This window comes from Novosphingobium huizhouense (assembly GCF_020179475.1).
GTDB classification, from domain to species: domain Bacteria; phylum Pseudomonadota; class Alphaproteobacteria; order Sphingomonadales; family Sphingomonadaceae; genus Novosphingobium; species Novosphingobium huizhouense.
The window spans coordinates 1-21,554 of sequence record NZ_JAILXZ010000004.1 but is presented as its reverse complement, the minus strand read 5'-3'; the positions used below and the strand labels follow the sequence as shown (position 1 = coordinate 21,554).

General features: G+C 69.9%; 22 protein-coding genes. 5 read left to right on the top strand and 17 right to left on the bottom strand.

Annotated elements, in window-relative coordinates:
• Window positions 1-18 precede the first annotated feature (18 nt).
• The 6 genes from ftsH to K3A85_RS15255 form a co-directional block, all read right to left on the bottom strand.
• Window positions 19-1,962 carry an ATP-dependent zinc metalloprotease FtsH gene (ftsH, locus tag K3A85_RS15280; RefSeq protein WP_225207399.1) on the bottom strand — a complete coding sequence of 648 codons (1,944 nt, stop codon included), beginning with the start codon at window positions 1,960-1,962 and terminating at the stop codon, window positions 19-21.
• A gap of 130 nt (window positions 1,963-2,092) precedes the next feature.
• The gene (gene tilS / locus K3A85_RS15275; RefSeq protein WP_225207398.1) at window positions 2,093-3,001 is read right to left on the bottom strand and encodes a tRNA lysidine(34) synthetase TilS; all 909 of its coding nucleotides are present in this window, start codon (window positions 2,999-3,001) and stop codon (window positions 2,093-2,095) included.
• Window positions 3,002-3,071: 70 nt separating this feature from the next.
• Window positions 3,072-4,151, bottom strand: a complete 1,080-nt coding sequence (locus K3A85_RS15270) for a tetratricopeptide repeat protein (RefSeq protein ID WP_225207397.1) — start codon at window positions 4,149-4,151, stop codon at window positions 3,072-3,074.
• Between the two features lie 107 nt (window positions 4,152-4,258).
• Window positions 4,259-5,143: a helix-turn-helix domain-containing protein gene (locus K3A85_RS15265; protein ID WP_225207396.1), complete on the bottom strand. Its 885-nt coding sequence runs from the start codon at window positions 5,141-5,143 to the stop codon at window positions 4,259-4,261.
• A gap of 132 nt (window positions 5,144-5,275) precedes the next feature.
• The gene (ptsP, locus tag K3A85_RS15260; RefSeq protein WP_225207395.1) at window positions 5,276-7,555 is read right to left on the bottom strand and encodes a phosphoenolpyruvate--protein phosphotransferase; all 2,280 of its coding nucleotides are present in this window, start codon (window positions 7,553-7,555) and stop codon (window positions 5,276-5,278) included.
• Window positions 7,556-7,853: 298 nt separating this feature from the next.
• Window positions 7,854-8,012, bottom strand: a complete 159-nt coding sequence (locus tag K3A85_RS15255) for a YdcH family protein (RefSeq protein WP_225207394.1) — start codon at window positions 8,010-8,012, stop codon at window positions 7,854-7,856.
• 227 nt (window positions 8,013-8,239) lie between these two features.
• Here K3A85_RS15255 and K3A85_RS15250 point away from each other — a divergent pair, with 227 nt between their 5' ends.
• On the top strand, window positions 8,240-8,437 hold the full coding sequence (locus K3A85_RS15250) for a YdcH family protein (protein WP_225207393.1): 198 nt from the start codon (window positions 8,240-8,242) through the stop codon (window positions 8,435-8,437).
• Between the two features lie 46 nt (window positions 8,438-8,483).
• Here the strand turns inward: K3A85_RS15250 and K3A85_RS15245 are convergent, their stop codons facing one another.
• The 10 genes from K3A85_RS15245 to K3A85_RS15200 form a co-directional block, all read right to left on the bottom strand.
• Window positions 8,484-9,182: a cell wall hydrolase gene (locus K3A85_RS15245; RefSeq protein ID WP_225207392.1), complete on the bottom strand. Its 699-nt coding sequence runs from the start codon at window positions 9,180-9,182 to the stop codon at window positions 8,484-8,486.
• Between the two features lie 227 nt (window positions 9,183-9,409).
• The gene (locus tag K3A85_RS15240) at window positions 9,410-9,745 is read right to left on the bottom strand and encodes a DUF1491 family protein (RefSeq protein WP_225207391.1); all 336 of its coding nucleotides are present in this window, start codon (window positions 9,743-9,745) and stop codon (window positions 9,410-9,412) included.
• Window positions 9,746-9,750: 5 nt separating this feature from the next.
• On the bottom strand, window positions 9,751-10,293 hold the full coding sequence (locus K3A85_RS15235) for a PaaI family thioesterase (RefSeq protein ID WP_225207390.1): 543 nt from the start codon (window positions 10,291-10,293) through the stop codon (window positions 9,751-9,753).
• On the bottom strand, window positions 10,283-10,744 hold the full coding sequence (locus K3A85_RS15230; RefSeq protein WP_225207389.1) for a PTS sugar transporter subunit IIA: 462 nt from the start codon (window positions 10,742-10,744) through the stop codon (window positions 10,283-10,285). The genes K3A85_RS15235 and K3A85_RS15230 overlap by 11 nt, the downstream gene beginning before the upstream one ends.
• 155 nt (window positions 10,745-10,899) lie before the next feature.
• Entirely contained in the window at window positions 10,900-11,484 is a 585-nt protein-coding gene (hpf, locus tag K3A85_RS15225) for a ribosome hibernation-promoting factor, HPF/YfiA family (RefSeq protein WP_225207388.1), read from the bottom strand.
• 37 nt (window positions 11,485-11,521) lie between these two features.
• Window positions 11,522-12,226, bottom strand: coding sequence for a DNA polymerase III subunit epsilon (gene dnaQ / locus K3A85_RS15220; protein ID WP_225207387.1), 705 nt, complete (start codon window positions 12,224-12,226; stop codon window positions 11,522-11,524).
• A 42-nt stretch (window positions 12,227-12,268) separates the two neighbouring features.
• Entirely contained in the window at window positions 12,269-12,880 is a 612-nt protein-coding gene (coaE, locus tag K3A85_RS15215) for a dephospho-CoA kinase (protein ID WP_225207386.1), read from the bottom strand.
• Complete coding sequence (aroE, locus tag K3A85_RS15210; protein ID WP_225207385.1) at window positions 12,877-13,734, bottom strand: shikimate dehydrogenase; 858 nt, start codon at window positions 13,732-13,734, stop codon at window positions 12,877-12,879. Before aroE ends, coaE begins: the two co-directional genes overlap by 4 nt.
• A complete protein-coding gene (locus tag K3A85_RS15205) occupies window positions 13,731-14,318 on the bottom strand; it encodes a nucleoside triphosphate pyrophosphatase (RefSeq protein ID WP_225207384.1) in 588 nt (195 codons plus the stop codon). The genes aroE and K3A85_RS15205 overlap by 4 nt, the downstream gene beginning before the upstream one ends.
• Window positions 14,315-15,160, bottom strand: a complete 846-nt coding sequence (locus K3A85_RS15200; RefSeq protein WP_225207383.1) for a pyruvate, water dikinase regulatory protein — start codon at window positions 15,158-15,160, stop codon at window positions 14,315-14,317. Before K3A85_RS15200 ends, K3A85_RS15205 begins: the two co-directional genes overlap by 4 nt.
• Before the next feature lie 335 nt (window positions 15,161-15,495).
• Between K3A85_RS15200 and hemE the strand changes: the two genes are divergently transcribed.
• Entirely contained in the window at window positions 15,496-16,524 is a 1,029-nt protein-coding gene (gene hemE / locus K3A85_RS15195; protein WP_225207382.1) for a uroporphyrinogen decarboxylase, read from the top strand.
• 21 nt (window positions 16,525-16,545) lie between these two features.
• On the opposite strand, the gene K3A85_RS15190 is transcribed toward hemE, so the two are convergent.
• The gene (locus K3A85_RS15190) at window positions 16,546-17,019 is read right to left on the bottom strand and encodes a DUF2141 domain-containing protein (RefSeq protein ID WP_225207381.1); all 474 of its coding nucleotides are present in this window, start codon (window positions 17,017-17,019) and stop codon (window positions 16,546-16,548) included.
• A 205-nt stretch (window positions 17,020-17,224) separates the two neighbouring features.
• Between K3A85_RS15190 and rpe the strand changes: the two genes are divergently transcribed.
• The 3 genes from rpe to purH are packed head-to-tail and all read left to right on the top strand — an operon-like array spanning window position 17,225 to window position 21,381.
• Entirely contained in the window at window positions 17,225-17,887 is a 663-nt protein-coding gene (gene rpe, locus K3A85_RS15185) for a ribulose-phosphate 3-epimerase (protein ID WP_225207380.1), read from the top strand.
• A gap of 4 nt (window positions 17,888-17,891) precedes the next feature.
• Window positions 17,892-19,781 carry a heparinase II/III family protein gene (locus K3A85_RS15180; RefSeq protein ID WP_225207379.1) on the top strand — a complete coding sequence of 630 codons (1,890 nt, stop codon included), beginning with the start codon at window positions 17,892-17,894 and terminating at the stop codon, window positions 19,779-19,781.
• Window positions 19,782-19,791: 10 nt separating this feature from the next.
• Window positions 19,792-21,381 (top strand): bifunctional phosphoribosylaminoimidazolecarboxamide formyltransferase/IMP cyclohydrolase, encoded by a 1,590-nt coding sequence (gene purH / locus K3A85_RS15175; RefSeq protein WP_225207378.1) that lies wholly within the window; start codon window positions 19,792-19,794, stop codon window positions 21,379-21,381.
• Window positions 21,382-21,554: the final 173 nt, after the last annotated feature.

Genomic DNA, 21,554 nt, shown 5'->3' with positions numbered 1-21,554 from the left:
CCTCGGTCGGTCTGCGGCTCAGGCGCCGAGCGGCTGCGTGCCGCCGGTCGAGCCGGCGAAACGACGCCCGGCGCGCGGCACCGCCGACCCTTGCGAGGCCACCGGGCGCGGGGTGCCGCGCGGCGCATCGGGCCGGTCGATCCGGCCCTCCTCGACCAAAGTCTTGATCTCCTCGCCGGTCAGCGTCTCGTATTCGAGCAGCGCCTGGGCGAGCAGGTGGAGCTTGTCCTCCTGCGTGCGCAGGATGTCGGTCGCACGCGCATGCGCGCCATCGACCAGCCCGCGAATCTCGCTGTCGATCAGCTTGTTGGTCTCGTCCGACATCATCGTGCGGTTGGTGCTGCCCATGCCGAGGTAGCCTTCCTGGCTCTCCTCGTACATCAGCGGCCCGAGCTTGTCCGACATGCCCCACTTGGTGACCATGCTGCGCGCCAGGCTGGTGGCGTACTGGATGTCCGAGGAAGCGCCCGACGAGACCTTGTCGTGGCCGAAGATGATTTCTTCCGCCACGCGGCCGCCCATCGAGACCGACAGGTTCGCGTGCATCTTGTCGCGGTGATAGGAATAGCTGTCGCGTTCGGGCAGGCGCATGACCATGCCGAGCGCGCGGCCGCGCGGGATGATCGTCGCCTTGTGGATGGGGTCGGATGCCGGCTCGTTGATCGAGACGATCGCATGGCCCGCTTCGTGGTAGGCGGTCATCTTCTTCTCGTCTTCGGTCATCACCATGCTGCGGCGCTCGGCGCCCATCATCACCTTGTCCTTGGCGTCCTCGAACTCCTGCATCGCGACGAGGCGCTTGTTGCGGCGCGCGGCGAGCAGCGCGGCTTCGTTGACGAGGTTGGCGAGGTCGGCGCCCGAGAAGCCGGGGGTGCCGCGCGCAATGGTGCGCGGGTTGACGTCGGGGGCCAGCGGCACCTTCTTCATGTGCACCGAAAGGATCTTCTCGCGGCCCTCGATGTCGGGGATCGGCACGACCACCTGGCGGTCGAAGCGGCCCGGGCGCAGCAGCGCGGGATCGAGCACATCGGGACGGTTGGTCGCGGCGATGATGATGATGCCTTCGTTGGCCTCGAAGCCGTCCATCTCGACCAGCAGCTGGTTGAGCGTCTGTTCGCGCTCGTCGTTCGAATTGCCGAGGCCATGGCCGCGGTGGCGGCCGACCGCGTCGATTTCGTCGATGAAGACGATGCACGGCGCGTTCTTCTTGGCCTGCTCGAACATGTCGCGCACGCGGCTCGCGCCGACGCCGACGAACATCTCTACGAAGTCCGAGCCGGAAATGGTGAAGAACGGCACGCCCGCCTCGCCCGCGATCGCGCGCGCCAGCAGGGTCTTGCCGGTGCCGGGCGAGCCGACCAGCAGCGCGCCCTTGGGGATTTGCCCGCCGAGCTTGGAGAAGCGGCTGGGATCGCGCAGGAATTCCACGATTTCCTGCAGTTCCTCGCGCGCTTCGTCGATGCCGGCGACGTCGTCGAAGGTGACCCGGCCGGACCGTTCGGTCAGCAGCTTGGCCTTGGACTTGCCGAAGCCCATCGCGCCCGAACCGCCGCCCTTCTGCACCTGGCGCAGCGCGAAGAAGGCGACGCCCAGGATCAGCAGGAACGGCAGCGACTGCGCGAGGATGTAGAGCAGCAGGTTGGGTTCCTCCTGCGCCTTGCCCGAATACTGGACGCCATTGTCCTGCAGCAGCTTGGCGAGGTCGGCGTCGCCCTGGACCGGGACGGTCGAGAAGGTCTGCTCGTTCTTCAGCGTGCCGGTGATGCGATCGGGGCCGATCTGCACTTCCTTGACCGCGCCTTCGGCGACGCGGCTGCGGAAGTCGGAGTAGCGGATCATCGTGCCGGTGCTGTCGGTCCGCGCGCCGAACATCGAGACCACCAGCAGCAGGGCGAGGAAGATGCCGCCCCAGACGAGGAGGCTCTTGATCCACGGATTGCCCTGCGGCTGGTCGTCATTCATCGCTGTGCTCTTTGCTGGAGGCCGGACTCGTCGCCCGTTTTCCGCAATGTAGGGACCGCCCGATGAATCGCAATATAACCGAAGGTGCGATTTTCCCGCGTTTCTCCGGCGAATAGCGCGGGACCTGCGATCACGGCGCGGGCGCGGCGGGGGTGGCGGCGGGGGCGGCGGCCGGGGGGCGGTGGGGCGGCGCCGCGGCGAAGCTCCAGACCTCGCCCTGCGGCCGCCCGCGCACGCCCGCCAGCGTCGCCGTCCGGCCCGCCGCGAGCCGGTCGTACCAGTCGCCCAGCGCGCTGCCGCGCGGGGTTGAACGGCCGAGCCGGGCGACGACCTCCTCGAGCACGCGAAGCGCGATGACCCGCGGCACGTCGGGCTGCCACACCAGCCTGTCTCCGTCGCGCCGCAGCCGGGCGATGCTCTGCGCCGCGACCCAGGCGAGCGCGTCGTCGGCTTGCGCGAGATGCGCCGCGCTCGTCGCCAGCGCGGCGGGGTCGAGCCAGGGCGCGGCGGCGAGCGCGGCGCGCAGCCGCGCACGCTCGTGACGCGGATCGGCGTTCGAAGGGTCGGCCAGCGCGACGAGGCCGGCCTGCGCCACCACCGCGGCGAGCTCGGCCCTGCGCCAGCCGAGCAGCGGCCGCAGCAGCGGCAGGTCGGCGGCGCCGGGAGTCGGCGCGCGCGCCCGCATCGCGGCGAGTCCGCGCACCCCTGCGCCGCGGTTGAGCCGCATCAGCAGCGTCTCGGCCTGGTCGTCGGCATGGTGCGCGACGACCAGCGCGGCGAGCCCGTGCCCGCGCGCCCACTGCGCCAGCGCGGCATAGCGCGCGGCGCGGGCGCGCTCCTGCACGGCGCTCCCGCGCGCGAGCGCGAGGCGGAGCGTATCGTGGGCGATCGCCCTGCCGGCGCAGACCTGCGCGACGAAGGCCGCCTCATCGGCGCTTTGCGCGCGCAAGCCGTGGTCGACCGTCGCCACCCTGAACGGCGCGGGCGCCGCCGCCTGCATCAGCAGCAGCAGGGCAAGGCTGTCCGGGCCTCCCGACACGGCGAGCCCGACCGGGCCCTTGCCCGCGCCGAGCGCCGCGAAATCGCGCGCGAAGCGGGCGGTCAGCGGATCAATTGCAGGTCACCGCCCTGGTCGCCGCCTCGTACTGCGCCTTCAGGCGGCCCGCCGCCTCGGTCGGATAGACGTTGCCGAATTCGGCGTAGGCGACGCAGGCGCGCTTGGTTTCCTTGAGCCGCGCCATCGCCACGCCGAGGTAGAGCAGGCTGTCGGCGGCGCGCTCGCCCTTCTTGTCGGCCTGGTAATTCTGCAGGAACCACTGCGCGGCGGTGCCCGGCTTGTCGTCGTCGAGATAGGCGCGGCCGAGCAGGTTGCGCGCGAAGCTGATGCGCTTCGACTTCGGATACTGCTGGACGAAGCGGGTCAGCTGCTGCTGCGCCTCGGGGAAGAACTTCGCCTCCCACAGCCGGTAGCCATAGGCATAATCGTCTTCGGCGGCATCGCCGGTGGCGGGCTTCTCGATCGCCTCGACCGCAGCGATGCGTTCGGCCGACGCCTTGGCTCCCGATGCGTTGCCTGCCGTCGCCGTCGCCTTGGCCGTGCCGCCCGCCGGGGCAGGCGCCTTCGCAGCCGGAGCGGCCGGCGCCCTGGCGGGTGCGGCGCCGGGGGCCGACGGCGATGCCGCCGCCGTCGTCGCCGCCGGGGTGGTGCGGACCGGGCCGGCGGCCTGCGCCGCGGCGGCCGGCGCGGGCGCGGGCGCTGCGGACGCGGCGGCAGGCGCGCCCTCGGCCGGAGCCGGCGCGGGTTCGAGCGCCGCCAGCCGCGCCTCGAGCTTGCCCATGCGATCCTGGCTTTCCTCGCTCGCGGCGGTCAGCCGCTGGAGTTGCGCTTCGACCGCGTCCATCCGCGCGAGCAAGTCGGCGACCGGCGTGCTCGCCGGCGCGCCGACGGGGACCGCAGCGGCCTGCGGCGCGGCGATCTCGGGCGCGAAGGTCCGGCCGGCGCCTTCGGGGAAGACCTTGCGCTGTACCGCGCGCAGCTCGCTCTCGAGCTTGCGCAGGCGCGCTTCGGTGGTGTCGGGAACCTGGGCCTGCGCCACCGCCGGCAGCGGCGCCAGAAGGGGACCGGTCGCGGCGAGCAGCGCGAGGGCCAGCGTCGCACCCGTGGCGCGACCGTGGAAGGTAAATTTCATCGTCACTCCCGCAGGGGCTTGCGCGCACGCGATCCGACGTGCGCCATCCCATCGCGCCTGCCTAGGCGCTTCCTTGCCGCAGCCCGCACGGCTTGTCGAGATTGCGCCTAGCGCTGCGCGGTGGATGGCGCGGCGAGCGGCGGGACCGTGGGCGCGGCGCTGGCGCGCGCAAGCAGCGCGGCCGCGTCGACCGGCACGTTCTTGACCACGCCTTCGCGCTCGGCCAGCGGCGCGACCGGGCGGCCGCCGATGGTGATCGCCAGCGCGTCGGGCCGACCGGTCCACACCACCGGTCCCTTCGCCTCGCCGGGCACGGTGTAGCTTTCGCCCATCGCCATCTGCTTCTGCATCAGCTGGCGGCCGTCGGCGTCGCTGAACTTGACCCAGATGCCCGGCTCGCGCGCGGTGAACACCACCGGGCCGCCGGCGGGCTGGGCCGGTGCAGGGGGCGCGGCCGGAGCGGGCCGCGGCCCCGGGCGCGCCGGCGCGCCTGCAGGCGCCACCAGCGAGGGCAGCTCGGCGGCCGGCCAGTAATAGCTGCGCCACAGCACGAAGCCGGTGACGACGATGCCGAGGCCGAGCGCGACGGCGAGCCAGGTCAGCACGAACGAGGGCGTCTTGACCGGATCGCCCACTTCGAACTGGTTGATCTTGCGCGGTTCGGGCTGGGGCGCGGCGGCATCGAGCTCGCGCCGGACGGCATCGGCGATGGCGCGATCGTCGATCCCCACCTCGCGCGCATAGCTCCGCGCGAAGCCGAGCACGTAGGGCCGGCCCGGAAGCGAGGCGAAATCGCCCGCCTCGATCGCGGCGATGTGCCGCGCGGTGATCCGCGTCCGCGTCGCCAGGTCGGCGATCGACAGGCCCCGCGCCTCGCGCGCGGCGCGCAGCCGGGTTCCGGTCGAGGCGAACGGGCCGGGGACCAGTTCGCCACCTTCGGCATGGCTTTCGTTTTCGCCGCCTTCCGCCACGGCGCGACTCCCGTTTGTCATGATCTTCTTGGCAACCCTTGAAGCTGACGCCCCTGCCCGAACGATCGCGTCAAGCAGGCTTATGTCAACGCCTTATGCCATCACTTCCCCATCAAAGGCGACAAAACGGGTCCGGAATGACGCCGAGCGGTGTCAATCGCACTCGATTCCGCGGAAGAAGGCCCACTCCGCGATCGCCGAGCGCAAGTCGCGCGGCGGATCGGCCAGCCAGCCGTCCATCGCCGCGCGAATCTCGGCAAGGTCGATCTTGCGCACCAGCTCCTTGACCGGGCCGACCGCGGCCGGGGTGATCGACAGGCGCGTGATGCCGAGCCCGAGCAGCGCCAGCGCCTCGAGCCGGCGGCCGCCCATCTCGCCGCAGACGGTGACGTCGGTGCCGTGCGGCGCGACCGTCTGCACCACCCGCCGCAGGAAGCGCAGGATCGCCGGGCTGAGCCAGTCGTAGCGTTCGGCGAGCTTGGGGTTGGCGCGATCGGCGGCGAACAGGAACTGGGTGAGGTCGTTGGTCCCGACCGAGAGGAACGACAGCCGCGGGGCGAGCACGTCGAGGCATTCGGCGAGCGCGGGCACCTCGAGCATCGCACCGAACCGGATCGCTTCGGGCAGCAGCTTCTTCTGCTGCTTGAGGAAGGCGAGCTGGCTGTCGAACACCGCCTTGGCCGCGTCGAACTCCCACGGCTCGGTGACCATCGGAAACATCACGTTGAGCGTGCGCCCGCCCGCCGCCTCGAGCAGCGCGCGCGCCTGGACCTTGAGCAGCCCGTCGCGCTCGAGCGCGACGCGCAGCGCGCGCCAGCCCATTGCCGGGTTCTCCTCGGTCTCGCCATCGTTGTGGCGCAGGTAGGGCAGGACCTTGTCGCCGCCGATGTCGACGGTGCGGAACACCACCGGCTTGTCGCCCGCGGCCTCGAGCACGTCGCGGTAGAGCCGCGTCTGCCGCTCGCGCGCGGGCAGCGTGGCCGAGACGAGGAACTGGAACTCGGTGCGGAACAGGCCGATGCCGTCGGCGCCGGTCATCGCCAGCGCGGGCATGTCGTCGCGTAGCCCCGCGTTCATCAGCACCGCGATGCGGGTGCCGTCGCGCGTCACCGGCTCGACCTCGCGCAGCGTGGCGTAATGCGCCTGGCGCTCGCGGTTCTTGGCGAAGCGCGCCTCGAACGCCTCGACCAGCGAAGGCGCGGGACGCACGTCGACCACGCCCTGGTCGCCGTCGATCATCAGCAGGTCGCCGTCGCGCACCTTGCCGCGCAGGCTCTTGACCCGGCCGACCACCGGAATCCCCATCGCCCGCGCCACGATCACCACGTGCGCGGTGAGCGAGCCTTCCTCGAGGATCACGCCCTTGAGCCGGCGACGGTCGTATTCCAGCAGTTCGGCCGGGCCGAGGTTGCGCGCGACGAGGATGGCGTCGCCCTTCAGCCCCATCGAGGCCGCGGTGCCGAGCTGGCCCGAGACGATCCGCAGCAGGCGGTTCGACAGGTCCTCGAGATCGTGCATCCGGTCGGCGAGCAACGGATCGTCGATCTGGCGCATGCGCATGCGGGTGCGCTGCTGGACCCGCTCGATCGCCGCCTCCGCGGTAAGCCCGGAATCGATCGCCTCGTTGATCCGCCGCGACCAGCCTTCGTCGTAGGCGAACATGCGGTAGGTCTCGAGCACTTCCTCGTGCTCGCCGCCGACGCCGAACTCGGCCTGGCCGGCCATGCGGTCGATCTGCTCGCGCATCTTGTCGAAGGCGAGGTAGACGCGCTGGCGCTCGGCCTCGGTATCCTCGGCGACGACGTGTTCGATCATCACCCGCGGCTGGTGGAACACGGCAACCCCGCTGGCGAGGCCCTTGACCAGGGTCAGGCCCTTGAGCCGTTCCGGCCCGGTGAGGTGCGCGGGCACGCCGAGCACGTCCTCGTCGTCGATCAGCTCGGCATTGGCGATCAGCTCGGACAGGACCATCGCCACGGTCTGCAGCGCCTCGATCTCGACTTCCTCGTAGCGCCGCGGCTCGACATGCTGGACCGCGACCACGCCCACCGCGCGCTCGCGCCGCACGATCGGCACCCCGGCGAAGGAATGGAAGCGCTCCTCGCCCGTTTCGGGGCGGAAGGCGAAGTCGGGATGGGCCGCCGCCTCGGCGAGGTTCAACGTCTCGATCTTGTCGGCGATCGTGCCGACGAGACCTTCGCCCACCGCCAGCCGGGTGACGTGGACCGCCGCCTGGTTGAGCCCGCGGGTGGCGAACAGTTCGAGCATGCCCTCGCGCAGCAGGTAGATCGAGCAGACTTCGCTGTCGAGCTTGCCGCCGATGACCTCGACGATCTGGTTGAGCTTGGCCTGGGCGCCGGCGCGCGAGGCCATGACCTCGTGCAGCGAAGTGAGGATCGCGCGGGCGGATGCGACGGCAGAGAACATGGCCATGGCCTAGCCTAGCGAGCGCACGGTGCAAACGGCAAGCGCCGCCGTTTGCGTGGCAATCGTCGGCCGCGCCCGAGCGGCGCGTTAATTCGTATGTGGCGGGCTGGCGCGGCGGCGCCGATCGCGGCGGCGGACGATCCGGCGCCCCTGCGGCGGTCCGAGGTGGACTGCGGCTTGGGGCTGCCGTCGCCCGGCGGATCGGTGGTTCGAAGGAGAACGGCGGCGGGCGCCGTGCGGGCGGGGGGAGGGGCGGGATGGACCGGTCCCAGGCAAGACCGGTCGAATCCGCAAGGCCTGCGCGTCAATGTCGCAGCGAGAGTTCTTCCTTGATGCGAAGCTTGCGCTTCTTGAGCTCCATCACGAGCACGCCGTCGGGAAAGGGCCGGGCCATTTCCTCGGCAATGCGGCGTTCGAGGCCGGCGTGCTTCGTCTGCAGTGCAGTGACGTGTGATGTGTCCATACGGATACCTCCTGCTGGGGTGTTCCGGTCGTGCCTTGCGCAAGATGCGACGCCCTTTGCGCAAGGGTACCGTCGCGTCCGCCCCGACTCGGATCGGTCCGGTGCGGGCGCGTTGTCATGCTCCCACATTCGCCGTATCTTGCAAGCCGAACCGCGTCGGGGCGCGGCGGCTGAGGGATGTACCGTAGGTGGTGCAGCAATCGGTTGTGCCGCCTGGGAGTAACCGTGTGACCGAAGACGAAATGCGCAAGCGGCTCGAGGCGCTCCGCCTCGAGCACCGCGACCTCGACGCAGCGATCGACGCGCTGAGCGGGGCGGGCGCGACCGACCAGTTGCAGATCGCCCGACTGAAGAAGCGCAAGCTGCGCCTCAAGGACCAGATCACGATGCTCGAGGACTACCTGATCCCCGACATCATTGCCTGACCGGCGGGCCGGCGCCGCCTCGGCGGCGCGCGGCCCGATCGGTGCGTCAGCGGTAGAAGATATGGTTGTCGACCCGCGCCATGCGGGTCTTGCCCCAGCTCGGCGCGACGCGCGCGGCGTGGAAGAACATCGCGCCCTCGACCGGGCTCTTCCAGGCGCCGGTGTGCGCGATCAGCGCGATCTTGGTCGCTTCGATCCAGTCGCGGCTGTCGGTGTCGACGCTCGGCATGGCGTGGCCGCGTACGAACGAGAACTGCGAGGGCTGGTAGACCACGCCGCAGTACGAAGCGGGGAAGCGGCCGGAATGGGCGCGGGCGACGATCACCCGGCCGACCGCGAGCTGGCCGGCGAGCGTCTCGCTCTTGGCTTCGAAGTAGATGGCGCCCGCAAGGCAGCGCAGCTCGTCGGAAAGCTTGGCGGGAACCGCGGTCTGTTCGACCAGCGCGGCGAGCGAGGCGGCCGGGAGGACGGCGGCGCCGACCGGTGCGTCGGCGGCATCGCTGGCCTCGGGCTGGGGCAGCGCGCGCTCGACCGCGGGCATGCGCGCATCCTGCGAATTCTGGGTGATGGGCGAAGCGCCGGGGGCTTCGCGTGCGGGGAGCAGGACCTCGCCGCTGGCGATGGTGGCTGCTGCCGAGGGCGCCGGATTCTGCGCCGCGGCGCCGGAACCTGCGGCGCCGAACAGGGTTGTAAACAGGGTCGCCGCGATGCTGATTGCCGAGGCGATACGAAATTGCTTGCTCATCCAACGTCATGACTGTGCGGTGGACATCGGTCCACGACGTGGCACGATCCGGTCCGCGTCACGCGAGCTTGCGCTCGCGCATCGACCGGGCATCCCAAAGGCCGTGGCGACTGCCCCCCGTCTGCGTGCCAGCCGGTCCGGCTTCGTGCCGGGCCCCGCCGCCTGCGCGTCCGTGGTCGGTTGCCTTTATTTTGCAATGCGGCAGAGTCAACCTGCAGCGCCGTCAGTCATACCGCGTTCAGGATGAGACGTGCGCCATCGTCGACGATCAGTTCGATGATCCAGGTGTCGCTGTCCTGGCGTTTTCGACGATCCAGATAGTCCTGAAATTCTGTTTTATTATCAGGATCTTGCACCTTGGCAGCGATCCATTTGCGCGCGCCGTCGGGCTGCGGCATGCGTTCGTAGACTACGCCAAGTCCCTGTTTTTGTTCGATGACGACAAGGATCGTGCCGGAGTCGACGTCGCCCTTGTGCAGCACCGTGGCGAACCCGCCGAGCGATTCGGTGGCGCGCAGCATCGCCGAGACTTCGACCTGCGCAGGCAGGCGCGCGCCGTCCACCGCGCCTAGCGCCCCGTCGCGGCCAGGCTGGCCCCGGCCCCACCCCCGGCCTCGCCCCCCGCCTCGTCACGCACGGCGTAGCCGGGCAGCGAGGACAGCGCGATGCGCGAGCGCTGGAAGGTGCCGGTGCCGCGCCCCACTTCCTCGCCGTCCTCGTCGAGCAGCCGCGCTTCGGCGACGAGCACGCGGCGGCGGCCCGAGAGCCAGCGTCCTTCGGCGATCACGCGCCCGCCGCGGATCGGCCGGCTGAAGTGGAGGTTGAACGAGGTGGTCAGCAGGAAGCGGTCGGTGACCAGCGTGTTGGCGGCGTAGAACGCCGCGTCGTCGAGCATCTTGAAGTAGATCGTGCCGTGCGCCGCGCCGGCGGCGTGGAACACCTGCGGACCGACGTCGAACAGGATTCGCGCCTGGCCTTCGCCGAGCACTTCGAGCCGGCTGTCGAACAGCTGGTTGACCGGGGCGGTGGCGTAGAGCCCTTCGAGCGCGCGCCAGTGGAAGGCGGCGCCGTCGCTGCTCGCCGCCGGCGCAGCGGGTGCTTCAGGCGGCATCGCGATCGATGACGTTGACCAGCAGCGCATAGAGCGCATCGGCGTCGGGCGCGGCGACGAGGCGCTCGTGCATCCGTTCATCGCGCATCATCCGCGAGATCGCGGCGAGCGCCTGGAGATGCGTCGCCCCGGCCTGTTCGGGCGAGAGCAGGCCGAACACCACGTCGACCGGCATGCCGTCGGCGGCGTCGAACGCCACCGGCTGCTCGAGCCGGAAGAACGCCGCGACCGGGCGCACCAGCCGGTCGATCCGCGCGTGCGGGATGGCGACGCCACGACCGAAGCCGGTGCTGCCGAGCTTTTCGCGCTCCTCGATCCGTTCGAGCACGTGGTCGGTGTCGAGCGCATAGACCGAGCCGAAGCACGCCGCGAGCGCGCCGAGAATCTGCGGCTTGGTTTCGGCGCGGACGATGCGCACTGCCAGGGGATCGATCGAGAAGAGTGCCGTCATGGGAAACGAAATGCCGAATGGGGCGCAAGCGCAAGCGCGCTGCCGCTCAGGTTGGGCGCGCCATGCGCCCGATTGACCCTTGGTGCAAGCTCCTAATCACCCCCGCCCCGGCGATTCGGCGGGGCGGGCGGCAAATAGGTTGTTTCAGCTTGGGGTCAGGTCCGCGCCGGTTCGACCCAGCCGATCGAGCCGTCGCCGCGGCGATAGACCATGTTGTGCACGCCGGTCCCGGCGTTCTTGAACAGCAGCGCGTTGGTGTTGCGCAAGTCGAGCATCATCACCGCGTCGGACACGGTCGCCTCGGGCACGTCGACGCGGGTCTCGGCGATCACCAGCGGCGCATCGGCGGGCTCGTCCTCGTGCTCCTCCACGACGAACACGGTGTAGGAGGCGTCCTGCGCGAAAGCGGCGTCCTCGGTCTTGCGGGCGTGGTCGGCGCCGTCGGCGCGCGCCTTGATCCGGCGCTTGTAGCGGCGCAGCTGCTTGTCGATCTTCTCCGCCGACTGGTCGAGCGCGACGTGCGCCTCCTGCGCGACGGCGCTGCCCTTGAGGATCATGCCGTGGGTGACGTGGGTGACGATGTCGCAGCGGAAGCCGCCGTGGGGCGCCTTGCCGAGCGTGACCTGGCTGGACAGGGCGCGGGAGAAATACTTGTCGACGATGGCCGAGAGGCGTTCGGTGGCGTGTGCCTCGAACGCGGCGCCGGTGTCGACCTGGTGGCCCGAAACGCGAATGTCCATCGTGTCTTCTCCTTCGACTGGGCGGAGCCGGCCGCGCTCAGCGCGACCAGATCGCCTCGCTGAAGCCCGCCATGAACTCGGCATGGCGGGCGAGTTCGGCGGCGCTCGCGGCGTGGGGCCGGGGCGCGCGGAACGGCTTGGCGGAAACGGTCAGGGTGGAGGCGACGAGCACGCCGGCATCGCTGCCGACGGCCACGGCCTGCGCGTGCGCGGCAAGCTCGAGCCCGATCTGGCGGCCGCCCATCAGCTCGACGTAGAGCTGCGCCAGCAGTTCGGCATCGAGCAGCGCGCCGTGCTTGGTGCGATGGCTGCGGTCGATGCCGTAGCGGGTGCACAGCGCATCGAGGCTGAGCTTGGCGCCGGGATGCTTGCGCCGCGCGATCGCGACGGTGTCGACCATCCGCTCGCGGTCGACCGGGGCCATCCCGATCTTCGCCAGCTCGGCATTGAGGAAGCCGAAGTCGAACCCCGCATTGTGGGCGACCAGCGGCGCATCCCCGAGGAACGCGATCAGCTCGGCCGCCTTGGCCGCAAACAGCGGCTTGTCCGACAGGAACGTTGCCGAAAGGCCGTGGACCGCCTCGGCCTCGGCCGGCATGTCGCGCTCGGGGTTGAAGTAGCAATGATAGACCGCGCCGGTGGGCACGCGGTTGACCATCTCGATGCAGCCAATTTCGACGAGCCGGTCGCCGCCCTGCGGGTCGAGCCCGGTCGTTTCGGTATCGAAAACGATCTCACGCATTGGAGTCAATCTGGACCCGCGCCGAAGGGCTGGCAAGGGGAGTCAGCCCCGGTTCTGCGGGTTTTTTTGCCGTATCTCGGTCACAAGTTTCTTAACTTCGTTGGCGGTCTCGGCGAGCGACACGCCGGTGTCGATGACGAAGTCGGCGCGCGCGCGCTTGTCCGCATCGGGCACCTGGAGGGCGAGGATCTGGGCGAACTTCTCGGGCGTCATGCCGGGTCGGGCGAGCACGCGCTCGCGCTGCATTTCGGCCGGGGCGGAGACCACCGCCACCGCATCCAGCCCTTCGCCGTGGCCCTTTTCGTAGAGCAGCGGGATGTCGAACACGACCAGCGGCTGCCCGGCGTGCTCGATCATGAACGCCTCGCGCATCCGCGCCACCGCCGGATGGACGATGGCCTCGAGCCGCTTGAGCGCTTCCGGGTTGCCGAAGACCTGCGCGCCCAGTTCCGCGCGCTTGACCCCTTCCGGCCCGGTGGTGCCGGGAAAGGCCGCCTCGATCGCCGGCAACAGCGGGCCGCCCGGTCCCTGCAGCTGATGCACGGCGGCATCGGCATCGAACACCGGCACGCCCTGTTCGCGCAGCATCAGCGCCACCGCCGACTTGCCCATGCCGATCGAGCCGGTCAGACCCAGGATGTAAGGACGGCTCATTGGGTCAGTCTCTCCCGCAGTTCGATATCCGCCTCCCCGCGCGGCGGCTGCGCGCCGAAGAAGCGGCGGAAGGCGTGGTCCGCCTGCCCGATCAGCATCGACAGGCCATCGACGGTGCGAAACCCTGCCGCACGCGCGGCTTTCAGGAAATCGGTGTCGAGCGGGCTGGTCACGATGTCGTAGAAAATCGACCCCGGCGGCGCATGGCTCAGGTCGAAGTTCAACGGCGGCTGCCCGGTCATGCCCAGCGCCGAGGCATTGACCACCAGGTCGAGGCAGCCTTCGCGATCGTCGAAGGCGAAGTCGGTCGGATCGGCGAAATGATCGAGCGGGGCGACGTGATGTTCGCCCCCGGGATCGAGCTCGTCGAGCAGCGCGCGCGCCTTGTCCGGGTTGCGCCCGGCGAGCACCAGCACCAGCTTTTCGGCGGCAAGGCCGACAATGATGGCTCGCGCCGCGCCGCCGGTGCCGAGCACGCGCGCCATGCGGAAATAGTGCGTCTGGTCCAGCAGCGGCTGCAAGGGTTCGAGGAATCCCGGCACGTCGGTGTTGTAGCCGACGAGCTGGCCCTCTTCGGGCACGATCGTGTTGACCGCGCCCACTTTCGCGGCGAGCGGGTCGAGCCGGTCGAGCAAGGGGATCACCGCCTGCTTGTGCGGCATCGTCACGTTGCAGCCGCGCCAGTAGGGATCGCTGCGGCGGCTGGCGATGAAATCCGCGAGGCCGTCGGCGGTCACGTGGGTGGCGCGATACTCGGCATCGATCCCCAGCCGTTCGAGCCAGAAACCGTGGATTGCGGGCGACTTCGAGTGCGCGATCGGATCGCCGATCACTTCGGCATAGGGCTTCGTCACGCGGCGAGCTCGCCTTGTTCGCGCAAAGCGCCCAGCACCGCGAGCAGCGGCATGCCGAGGATGGTGAAGTGGTTGCCCTCGACGCTCTCGAACAGCTGCACCCCAAGCGCCTCCATCCGGAACACCCCGACGCAGCCGGAAACGGCAGGCCACTCCCTGTCGAGATAGCTGTCGATAAACTGGGGAGAAAGCGTGCGGACCCGCAGTTTCGCGAGCTCGCAGGTTTTCCACACGGTGGCGCCGTCGCGCATCAGCACGGCGGCGGAATGGAGGTGCATCTCCTTGCCCGAGAAGAATTCGAGATGTTCGACCGCCTGGTCGCGGCTTTTTGGCTTGTCGAACTGCCTTCCGCAGCATTCGACCAGTGAATCCCCGCCGAGCACCAGACGGCCGGGCGCGCCGAGCGAAACGCCGAGCGCCTTGGCCTCGGCCAGGATGCCGGCGATCTCGCAGCCGCCCACCCCGATCAACTCGCGCTTGATCGCGCTTTCGTCGACATCGGCGGCGATCGCCTCGAACGGCACGCCGGCGGCTTCGAGCATGGCCTTGCGCGAGGCGCTCTGGCTGGCGAGGATCACGGTCATATCGGCCTTGCTCCGGGCGCGGCGTCGCCGCCCGCGGCGCGGCGTTCGTTGTAGAGATTGATCACGGCGGCGGCGGTCTCCTCGATCGAGCGGCGCGACACGTCGATCACCGGCCAGCCGTTGTCGGCGAACATGCGCCGCGCGAACTGGACCTCGCGCGCCACGTGCTCGCTGTCGACATAGGCGGTCTCGGGGGCCTGGTTCAAGGACAGCAGGCGGTTGCGGCGCACCTGGATCAGCCGTTCCGGGCTGGTGGTGAGGCCGACGACCATCGGCCGGCGCAGCGAGAACAGCATCGAGGGCGGCGGGCTTTCGACCACGATCGGGATGTTCGCCACCTTGTACCCGCGATTGGCGAGGTAGATCGAGGTCGGCGTCTTGGAACTGCGCGAGACGCCGGCGAGCACGATGTCGGCCTCCTCCCAGTTTTCCCAGCCCACCCCGTCGTCGTGGGCAATGGTGAACTGGATCGCGTCGACCCGGCGGAAGTAGGCCTCGTCCATGATGTGCTGGCGCCCGGGCCGACCCTTGGCTTCCTGTCCGAGCTGCTGTTCGAGCGCGTCGGTCACCGCATCGAGCGCGGCGACGCTGGGCAGGCCGAGCGCGGCGCAGCGCTGTTCGAGCCGGTCGCGCGTCTCGGTGTTGACGAGCGTGAACAGCACCAGGCCGGGATTGTTGGCGATTTCGCCCATGATCCGGTCGAGGTGCTGCATCGAGCGGACCATCGGCCAGAAGTGCCGCACCACGTCGGCGTCGTCGAACTGCGCCAGCGCCGCCTTGGCGATCATTTCGAGCGTTTCGCCGGTGGAATCCGACAGAAGATGCAGGTGCAGCCGCTTCACGCGTCCCCCGTTCGGCCGGCCCCGGGACAGGGCTGTGGACAGGGAGCCGATAAACCACGGGACAAGGACGGGGACAAGATTCCAGCGCCGATCCGCCCCCGCGACGAGTCCCTTTCATGACGGTTTGTGGACATGTCGAAAGCGTTACCCACAGCCTGTGGGAATCCCGGAGAACTTCTGCTTGCCCCGTGATCCCGTGCAGAGTCGCCGCACCGAAGTTTTTGTGGAGAGCCGGGCACAATTCGGGCAGAGGCGCGCCGTCCCCGCTATCCACAGCCCAACAGACTCCATCAACCAGATTCAAAAGAATCTATTTTTGAAGATTGGACGAACGCATGCCCGGTCCCCTGCTCGACACGCTGAAGGGTGCAAACCTTGCCCGGCGCCCGATCTGGCTGATGCGGCAGGCCGGGCGCTACCTTCCCGAATATCGCGCGTTGCGGGCGGAAAAGGGCGGATTCCTGGCGCTCGTCTATGATTCCGAAGCTGCGGCGGAGATCACCGTCCAGCCGCTGCGCCGGTTCGGGTTCGACGGCGCGATCCTGTTCTCCGACATCCTGATCGTGCCCTATGCGATGGGCCAGGACCTGCAGTTCCTCGTCGGCGAAGGGCCGCACCTGTCCCCGCGCCTGCTCGATGCGGCGCTGGAGAGCCTTGTCGCGGTCCCTGAGCGCCTGTCGCCGATCTATGCGACCGTCGCCCGGGTGAAGGCCCTGATCGACCCTGCAACGACGCTGCTGGGCTTTGCCGGCAGCCCGTGGACGGTCGCGACCTACATGGTGGCGGGCGAGGGCAGCCGCGACCATCACGATACCCGCGCGCTCGCCTATCGCGATCCGTCGGCGTTCCAGGCGATTATCGATGCGATCACCGATGTGACCATCGAATATCTCTCCGGGCAGGTCGAAGCCGGCGCCGAAGGGTTGCAGCTGTTCGATTCCTGGTCGGGCAGCCTGGCCCCTGCCGAATTCGAACGCTGGGTCATCGCCCCCAACGCGAAGATCGCCGCCGAGATGCAGCGCCGTTACCCGCACGTGCCGGTGATCGGCTTCCCCAAGGGCGCGGGCGAGAAGCTGGCCGCCTATGCCCGCGAGACCGGAGTCAACGCGGTGGGCGTCGATGAAACGATCGATCCGCTGTGGGCCGCGCGCAAACTTCCCGCAGGGCTGCCGGTGCAGGGCAATCTCGATCCGCTGCTGCTGCTGGCGGGCGGGGCGGAGCTGGAAAGGCAGACGATCCGCGTGCTGGAAGCCTTCGCCGACCGGCCGCACGTGTTCAACCTCGGCCACGGCATCGGCCAGCACACCCCGATCGAACATGTCGAGGCGCTGCTCGCGCTGGTCAGGGGCTGGTCGCGCGGCTGACGCCAGTCCCCGCGCGGGGGATCAGGGATACTTGAGCGTGATGCGCGTGGCGAGGTTGGTCTTGCCGATGTGCAGCCGCACCGAACGGAACGCGGGCAGGCTCGCGATCGTCGGCGGATCGTTCGAAAAGCCGAAGCCTTCGGTCGGGATGCCGAGCACGCCGCCGCGGTTGATCGTCTGCGAGGCGTCTTCGTCGTGATAGACCGCGAGCGCATAGACCCCGGGCCCGGGCACGAACAGGCACATCCGCGTCTCGGGCGCCGCGGCGGGCACGCGCCCTACGTAGAGCGAGCCGTTCTTGACGAGGAAGCGCCGGGAATCGTCGGCGTAGAGCGTGACCGCGATCAGGCCGTGGGCATTGCGCACGCCGCTGACGGTCACGTTGATCCAGGTGTCGCTTGCCGGCCCCGCGCAATTGGGCGCCGCGCGCGCCGGCACGGCCAGCGCCGCGGCGGCGGCAAGCCCGGCGGTCAGCGAGAGGAGAAACTTCGACATGGCCGGCAATATTGCAGTCCCGCAGTGCTGTGTCGACCCGAAGCTGTCGGGCCTTGGACCGTCATCGGTCTCCGTACCGGCCGCCATGGGGCGCAGGCGTTGAACCTTGGGTGAACCCGTGTGGAAAAACCGCCAGTTCGCGCTTGTCCCCGCCCGGCCGCGCCGGTAACGCCGAAGGCCTCCCGTGCCACTGGACCCGCGCCCCATGACCGTGCCGCTGATCTCGCCCTCGATCCTTTCCGCCGACTTCGCCCGGCTGGGCGAGGAAGTGCGCGCGATCGACGCCGCCGGCGCGGACTGGATCCACGTCGACGTGATGGACGGCCATTTCGTGCCCAACATCACCATCGGCCCGGGCGTGGTCAAGGCGCTGCGCCCGCACACGGCAAAGCCCTTCGACGTGCACCTGATGATCTCCCCGGTCGACGGCTATCTCGAGGCCTTCGCGAACGCGGGCGCCGACATCATCACCGTCCATCCCGAAGCGGGCCCGCACGTCCACCGCACCGTCCAGGCGATCAAGGCGCTCGGCAAGAAGGCCGGCATCTCGCTCAATCCGGCGACGCCCGCCAAGATGCTCGACTACCTGATCGACGAGATCGACCTCGTGCTGGTGATGAGCGTCAACCCCGGCTTCGGCGGGCAGAGCTTCATTGCAAGCCAGCTGCGCAAGATCGAGGCGGTGCGCAAGATGATCGACAAGACCGGCCGCGCGATCCACCTCGAGGTCGACGGCGGGGTCGACGTGACCACCGCGAAGCTGTGCACCGACGCGGGCGCCGACGTGCTCGTTGCCGGCACCGCGAGCTTCAGGGGCGGAGCGGGACAATACGCCGCCAACATCGCCGCGCTGAAGGGCCTGGGCTGACGCGATGGACCGGACCGACCTCCCCGGGGATGGCGGTTCGCCCGCTGCCTTCGATGACGGGGTCGGGGTTGCGGCCGCTGCTGTGGGCGGCGAGCCTGCGCCGCGGGCTGACAGAGGGCGTGATGCGGCCCGTGGTGAAGGCCGCGACGACGAGCGGGAAGGCGAATTCGAGGTCGGCGTCATCGAACCGGGCAGGGCGCTGGCGCTGGCCGACTTCACCGCGCCCACGCTCGGCGCGGCCGACCGCATCGCGCGCTTCGCCTATCGCCTGGGATTGCCGCCCGGCGCACTCAATCCGTTTCGCAAGCGCGGCCGCACCCGGCTGACCGCAACCGTCGCCAACCCGCTGCCGGGCGATCCCGCGGCGGGCAAGGCGCTGCGCGCCGGGCACGTCCTGCTGCTGGGGGTGCGCTCGCCGATCGCCGACATCGAGTTCACCGGCGCGCACCTCTCGCCGCCGATGGAGCGGCTGGTCCACGGTTTCACCTGGCTCGCCGATCTCGATGCCGCAGGCCCGCGCGCGCAATCGACCGCGGTCGCCGAGCGCGTGCTCGCCGGCTGGCTCGCGGCCAATCCCGCGCCGTCGCCCGGCCCTGCCTGGAACGTCGGCCACGTCGGCCAGCGCCTGCTCGCCTGGCTGGTCCATGCGCCGCTGATCCTTTCGGGCAATGACCGCAAGTTCCGCGCCCGCGTGCTGCTGGCGATCGCCGAGACCGCGCGCTGGCTTGACCGCAACGTCCACAAGGCGGCCGACAAGCGCGACGAGGTCTGCGGCTGGGCGGCGATCACCGCCGCCGGCTTGCTGCTCGAGGACGGTCACGCCCGCCGCCTGTTCGGCGAGGCCGGGCTGATCCGCGCGCTCGGCGATCTCGTCGGCGACGATGGCGGGGTGCTCTCGCGCAGCCCGCTCGGGCAGATCGAGGCGATCGAGCGGATCGTGCTGCTGCGCGCCTGCTACGCTGCGGTGCGGGCCGATCCGCCCGCGCAGCTCGACACCATCCTCACGCTGCTGGTGCCGCCGTTGCTGGCGATGGTCCACACCGACGGCGCGCTCGGCTCCTGGCAGGGCGCGGGCGCGATTCCCGCAGCGCGGATCGAAGCCCTGGTGCGCGCGAGCGGCGTGCGCACCCGGCCGCTGCGCGACGCCCGGCAATGGGGCTACCAGCGCATCGCGGCGATGAAGTCGCTGCTCCAGTTCGACGCCGCGCCGCCGCCGCTCGCGCGCCATGCCCGCGACGGTTGCGCCTCGACTCTCGCGTTCGAATTCAGCCACGCCGGGGAGCGGCTGATCGTCAATTGCGGCGGCGGCGCGATGGCGGGCGGGCAGATCCCGCTGCGGCTGGCGCAGGGCCTGCGCGCGACCGCCGCGCATTCGACGCTGGTGCTCGACGACTGCAACTCGACCGCGGTGCTGATCAACGGCACGCTGGGCGCGGGCGTGGGAACGGTCGAGGTCGACCGGCGCACGCTGACCGCCGACAACGGCGCCGGCGCCACCCGGCTCGAGGCGAGCCACGACGGCTATGTCGCGCGCTATGGCCTGACCCACCGCCGCATCCTGATCCTGCGCGACGACGGCACCGAGCTGCGCGGCGAGGACCTGCTCGTCGCCACCGGGCGCAAGGGCAAGCGCGGCACCGTGGGGGTTGCCTTGCGCTTTCACCTCGGCCCGCATATCGAGCTCGCCGAAGGTGCGGACGGCCTCGGCGTGACGCTGGCGCTGCCCGACGGCAGCCTGTGGCAGTTCCGTTCGGGCCGCGATCCGGTGACGATCGAGGACAGCCTCTGGGCCGACGGGCAGGGGCGCCCGGTCGGCACCCGCCAGCTGGTCGTCCAGGCCAAGATTCCCCGCAGCGGAGAGACGTTCTCCTGGCTGCTCAAGAAGATGCGATAGGATTTTCGACGTGACTGACGTGACCATCAAGCGGGCGCTGCTTTCGGTGTCCGACAAGACCGGCTTGGTCGACCTGGGCAAGGCGCTTGCCGCCCGCGGCGTGGAGCTGGTCTCGACCGGCGGCACCGCCGGGGCGCTGCGCGAGGCGGGGCTTGAGGTGAAGGACGTGTCCGACCTCACCGGCTTTCCCGAGATGATGGACGGCCGGGTGAAGACGCTGCACCCCAAGGTCCACGGCGGGCTGCTCGCGGTGCGCGACAATGCCGAGCACGCGGCGGCGATGGAGACCCACGAAATCGGCGCGATCGACCTCGTCGTCGTCAATCTCTATCCGTTCGAGGCGACCGTCGCCAAGGGCGCCGAGCGTGACGAGGTGATCGAGAACATCGACATCGGCGGCCCGTCGATGGTGCGTTCGGCGGCCAAGAATCACCAGTACGTGACCATCCTGACCGATGCGGCCGATTACGACGCCTTCCTTGCCGAGCTGGAGCAGACCGGCGGCAAGAGCACGCTCGCCTTCCGCCGCGCCATGGCGGCCAAGGCCTATGCCGCGACGGCCGCTTATGACGCCGCGATCTCGCAGTGGTTCGCCCGCGTCGACCAGCAGCACCACTTCCCGCCGGTGCTCGCCTCGGCGCACAAGCTGGTAACGACGCTGCGCTATGGCGAGAACCCGCATCAGTCGGCCGCGCTCTACGTGCCGCGCAATCCCGATACGCCGGGCCTGCCGCAGGCGGCGCAGGTGCAGGGCAAGGAGCTGTCCTACAACAACTACAACGATGCCAACGCGGCGCTCGAACTCGTCGCCGAATTCGGCGCGGACAAGCCCACGGTGGTGATCGTCAAGCACGCCAATCCCTGCGGCGTCGCGAGCGCGGACACGCTGCTCGAGGCATGGACCGCGGCGCTCGCCTGCGATTCGGTTTCGGCCTTCGGCGGCATCGTCGCCACCAACGTGGCCCTCGATGGCCCGACCGCCAACGCGATCTGCGAGATCTTCACCGAAGTGGTTGTCGCGCCCGGCGCGGACGATGCTGCCAAGCAGGCTTTCGCGCGCAAGAAGAACCTGCGCCTGCTGCTGGTCGATGCGCTGCCCGATGCGAACCGGGCGGGCCTCAACACCGTGCCGATCGCGGGCGGGCTGCTGGTGCAGGATCGCGATACCGGCAGGATCGGCCGCGACGACCTGAAAGTGGTGACGAGGCGCGAACCGACGGAACAGGAACTGGCCGACGCGCTGTTCGCCTGGACCGTGGCCAAGCACGTCAAGTCGAACGCCATCGTCTATGCCAAGGACGGGGTCACCGCCGGCATCGGCGCAGGCCAGATGAACCGCCGCGATTCCTCGCGCATCGCCGCCGCCAAGGCGCGCGAAGCCGCCGAGACGCACGGCTGGGCCGAGCCCCGCACCAACGGGTCGGCAGTCGCTTCGGACGCGTTCTTCCCCTTCGCCGACGGCCTCCTCGCCGCCGTCGAGGCGGGCGCGACCTGCGTGATCCAGCCCGGCGGCTCGATCCGCGACGATGAGGTGATCAAGGCGGCCGACGAGGCCGGCCTTGCCATGGTCTTCACCGGGATGCGCCACTTCCGCCACTGACGCGCGCAGCGCCCTTTCCCACCCGGGAGGGGGCGCGGCTGCGCTGCACACGAAAGCATCCGGCGGCGAACCCGGACCTTTGCGCCTTGGGGAAACCATACGGACCTGCGCGACCGGCGCGGGCGCCATTGCCTGGCGCTGCGCGAAGGAGGGCGGTGAACGCTCTGGCGAGT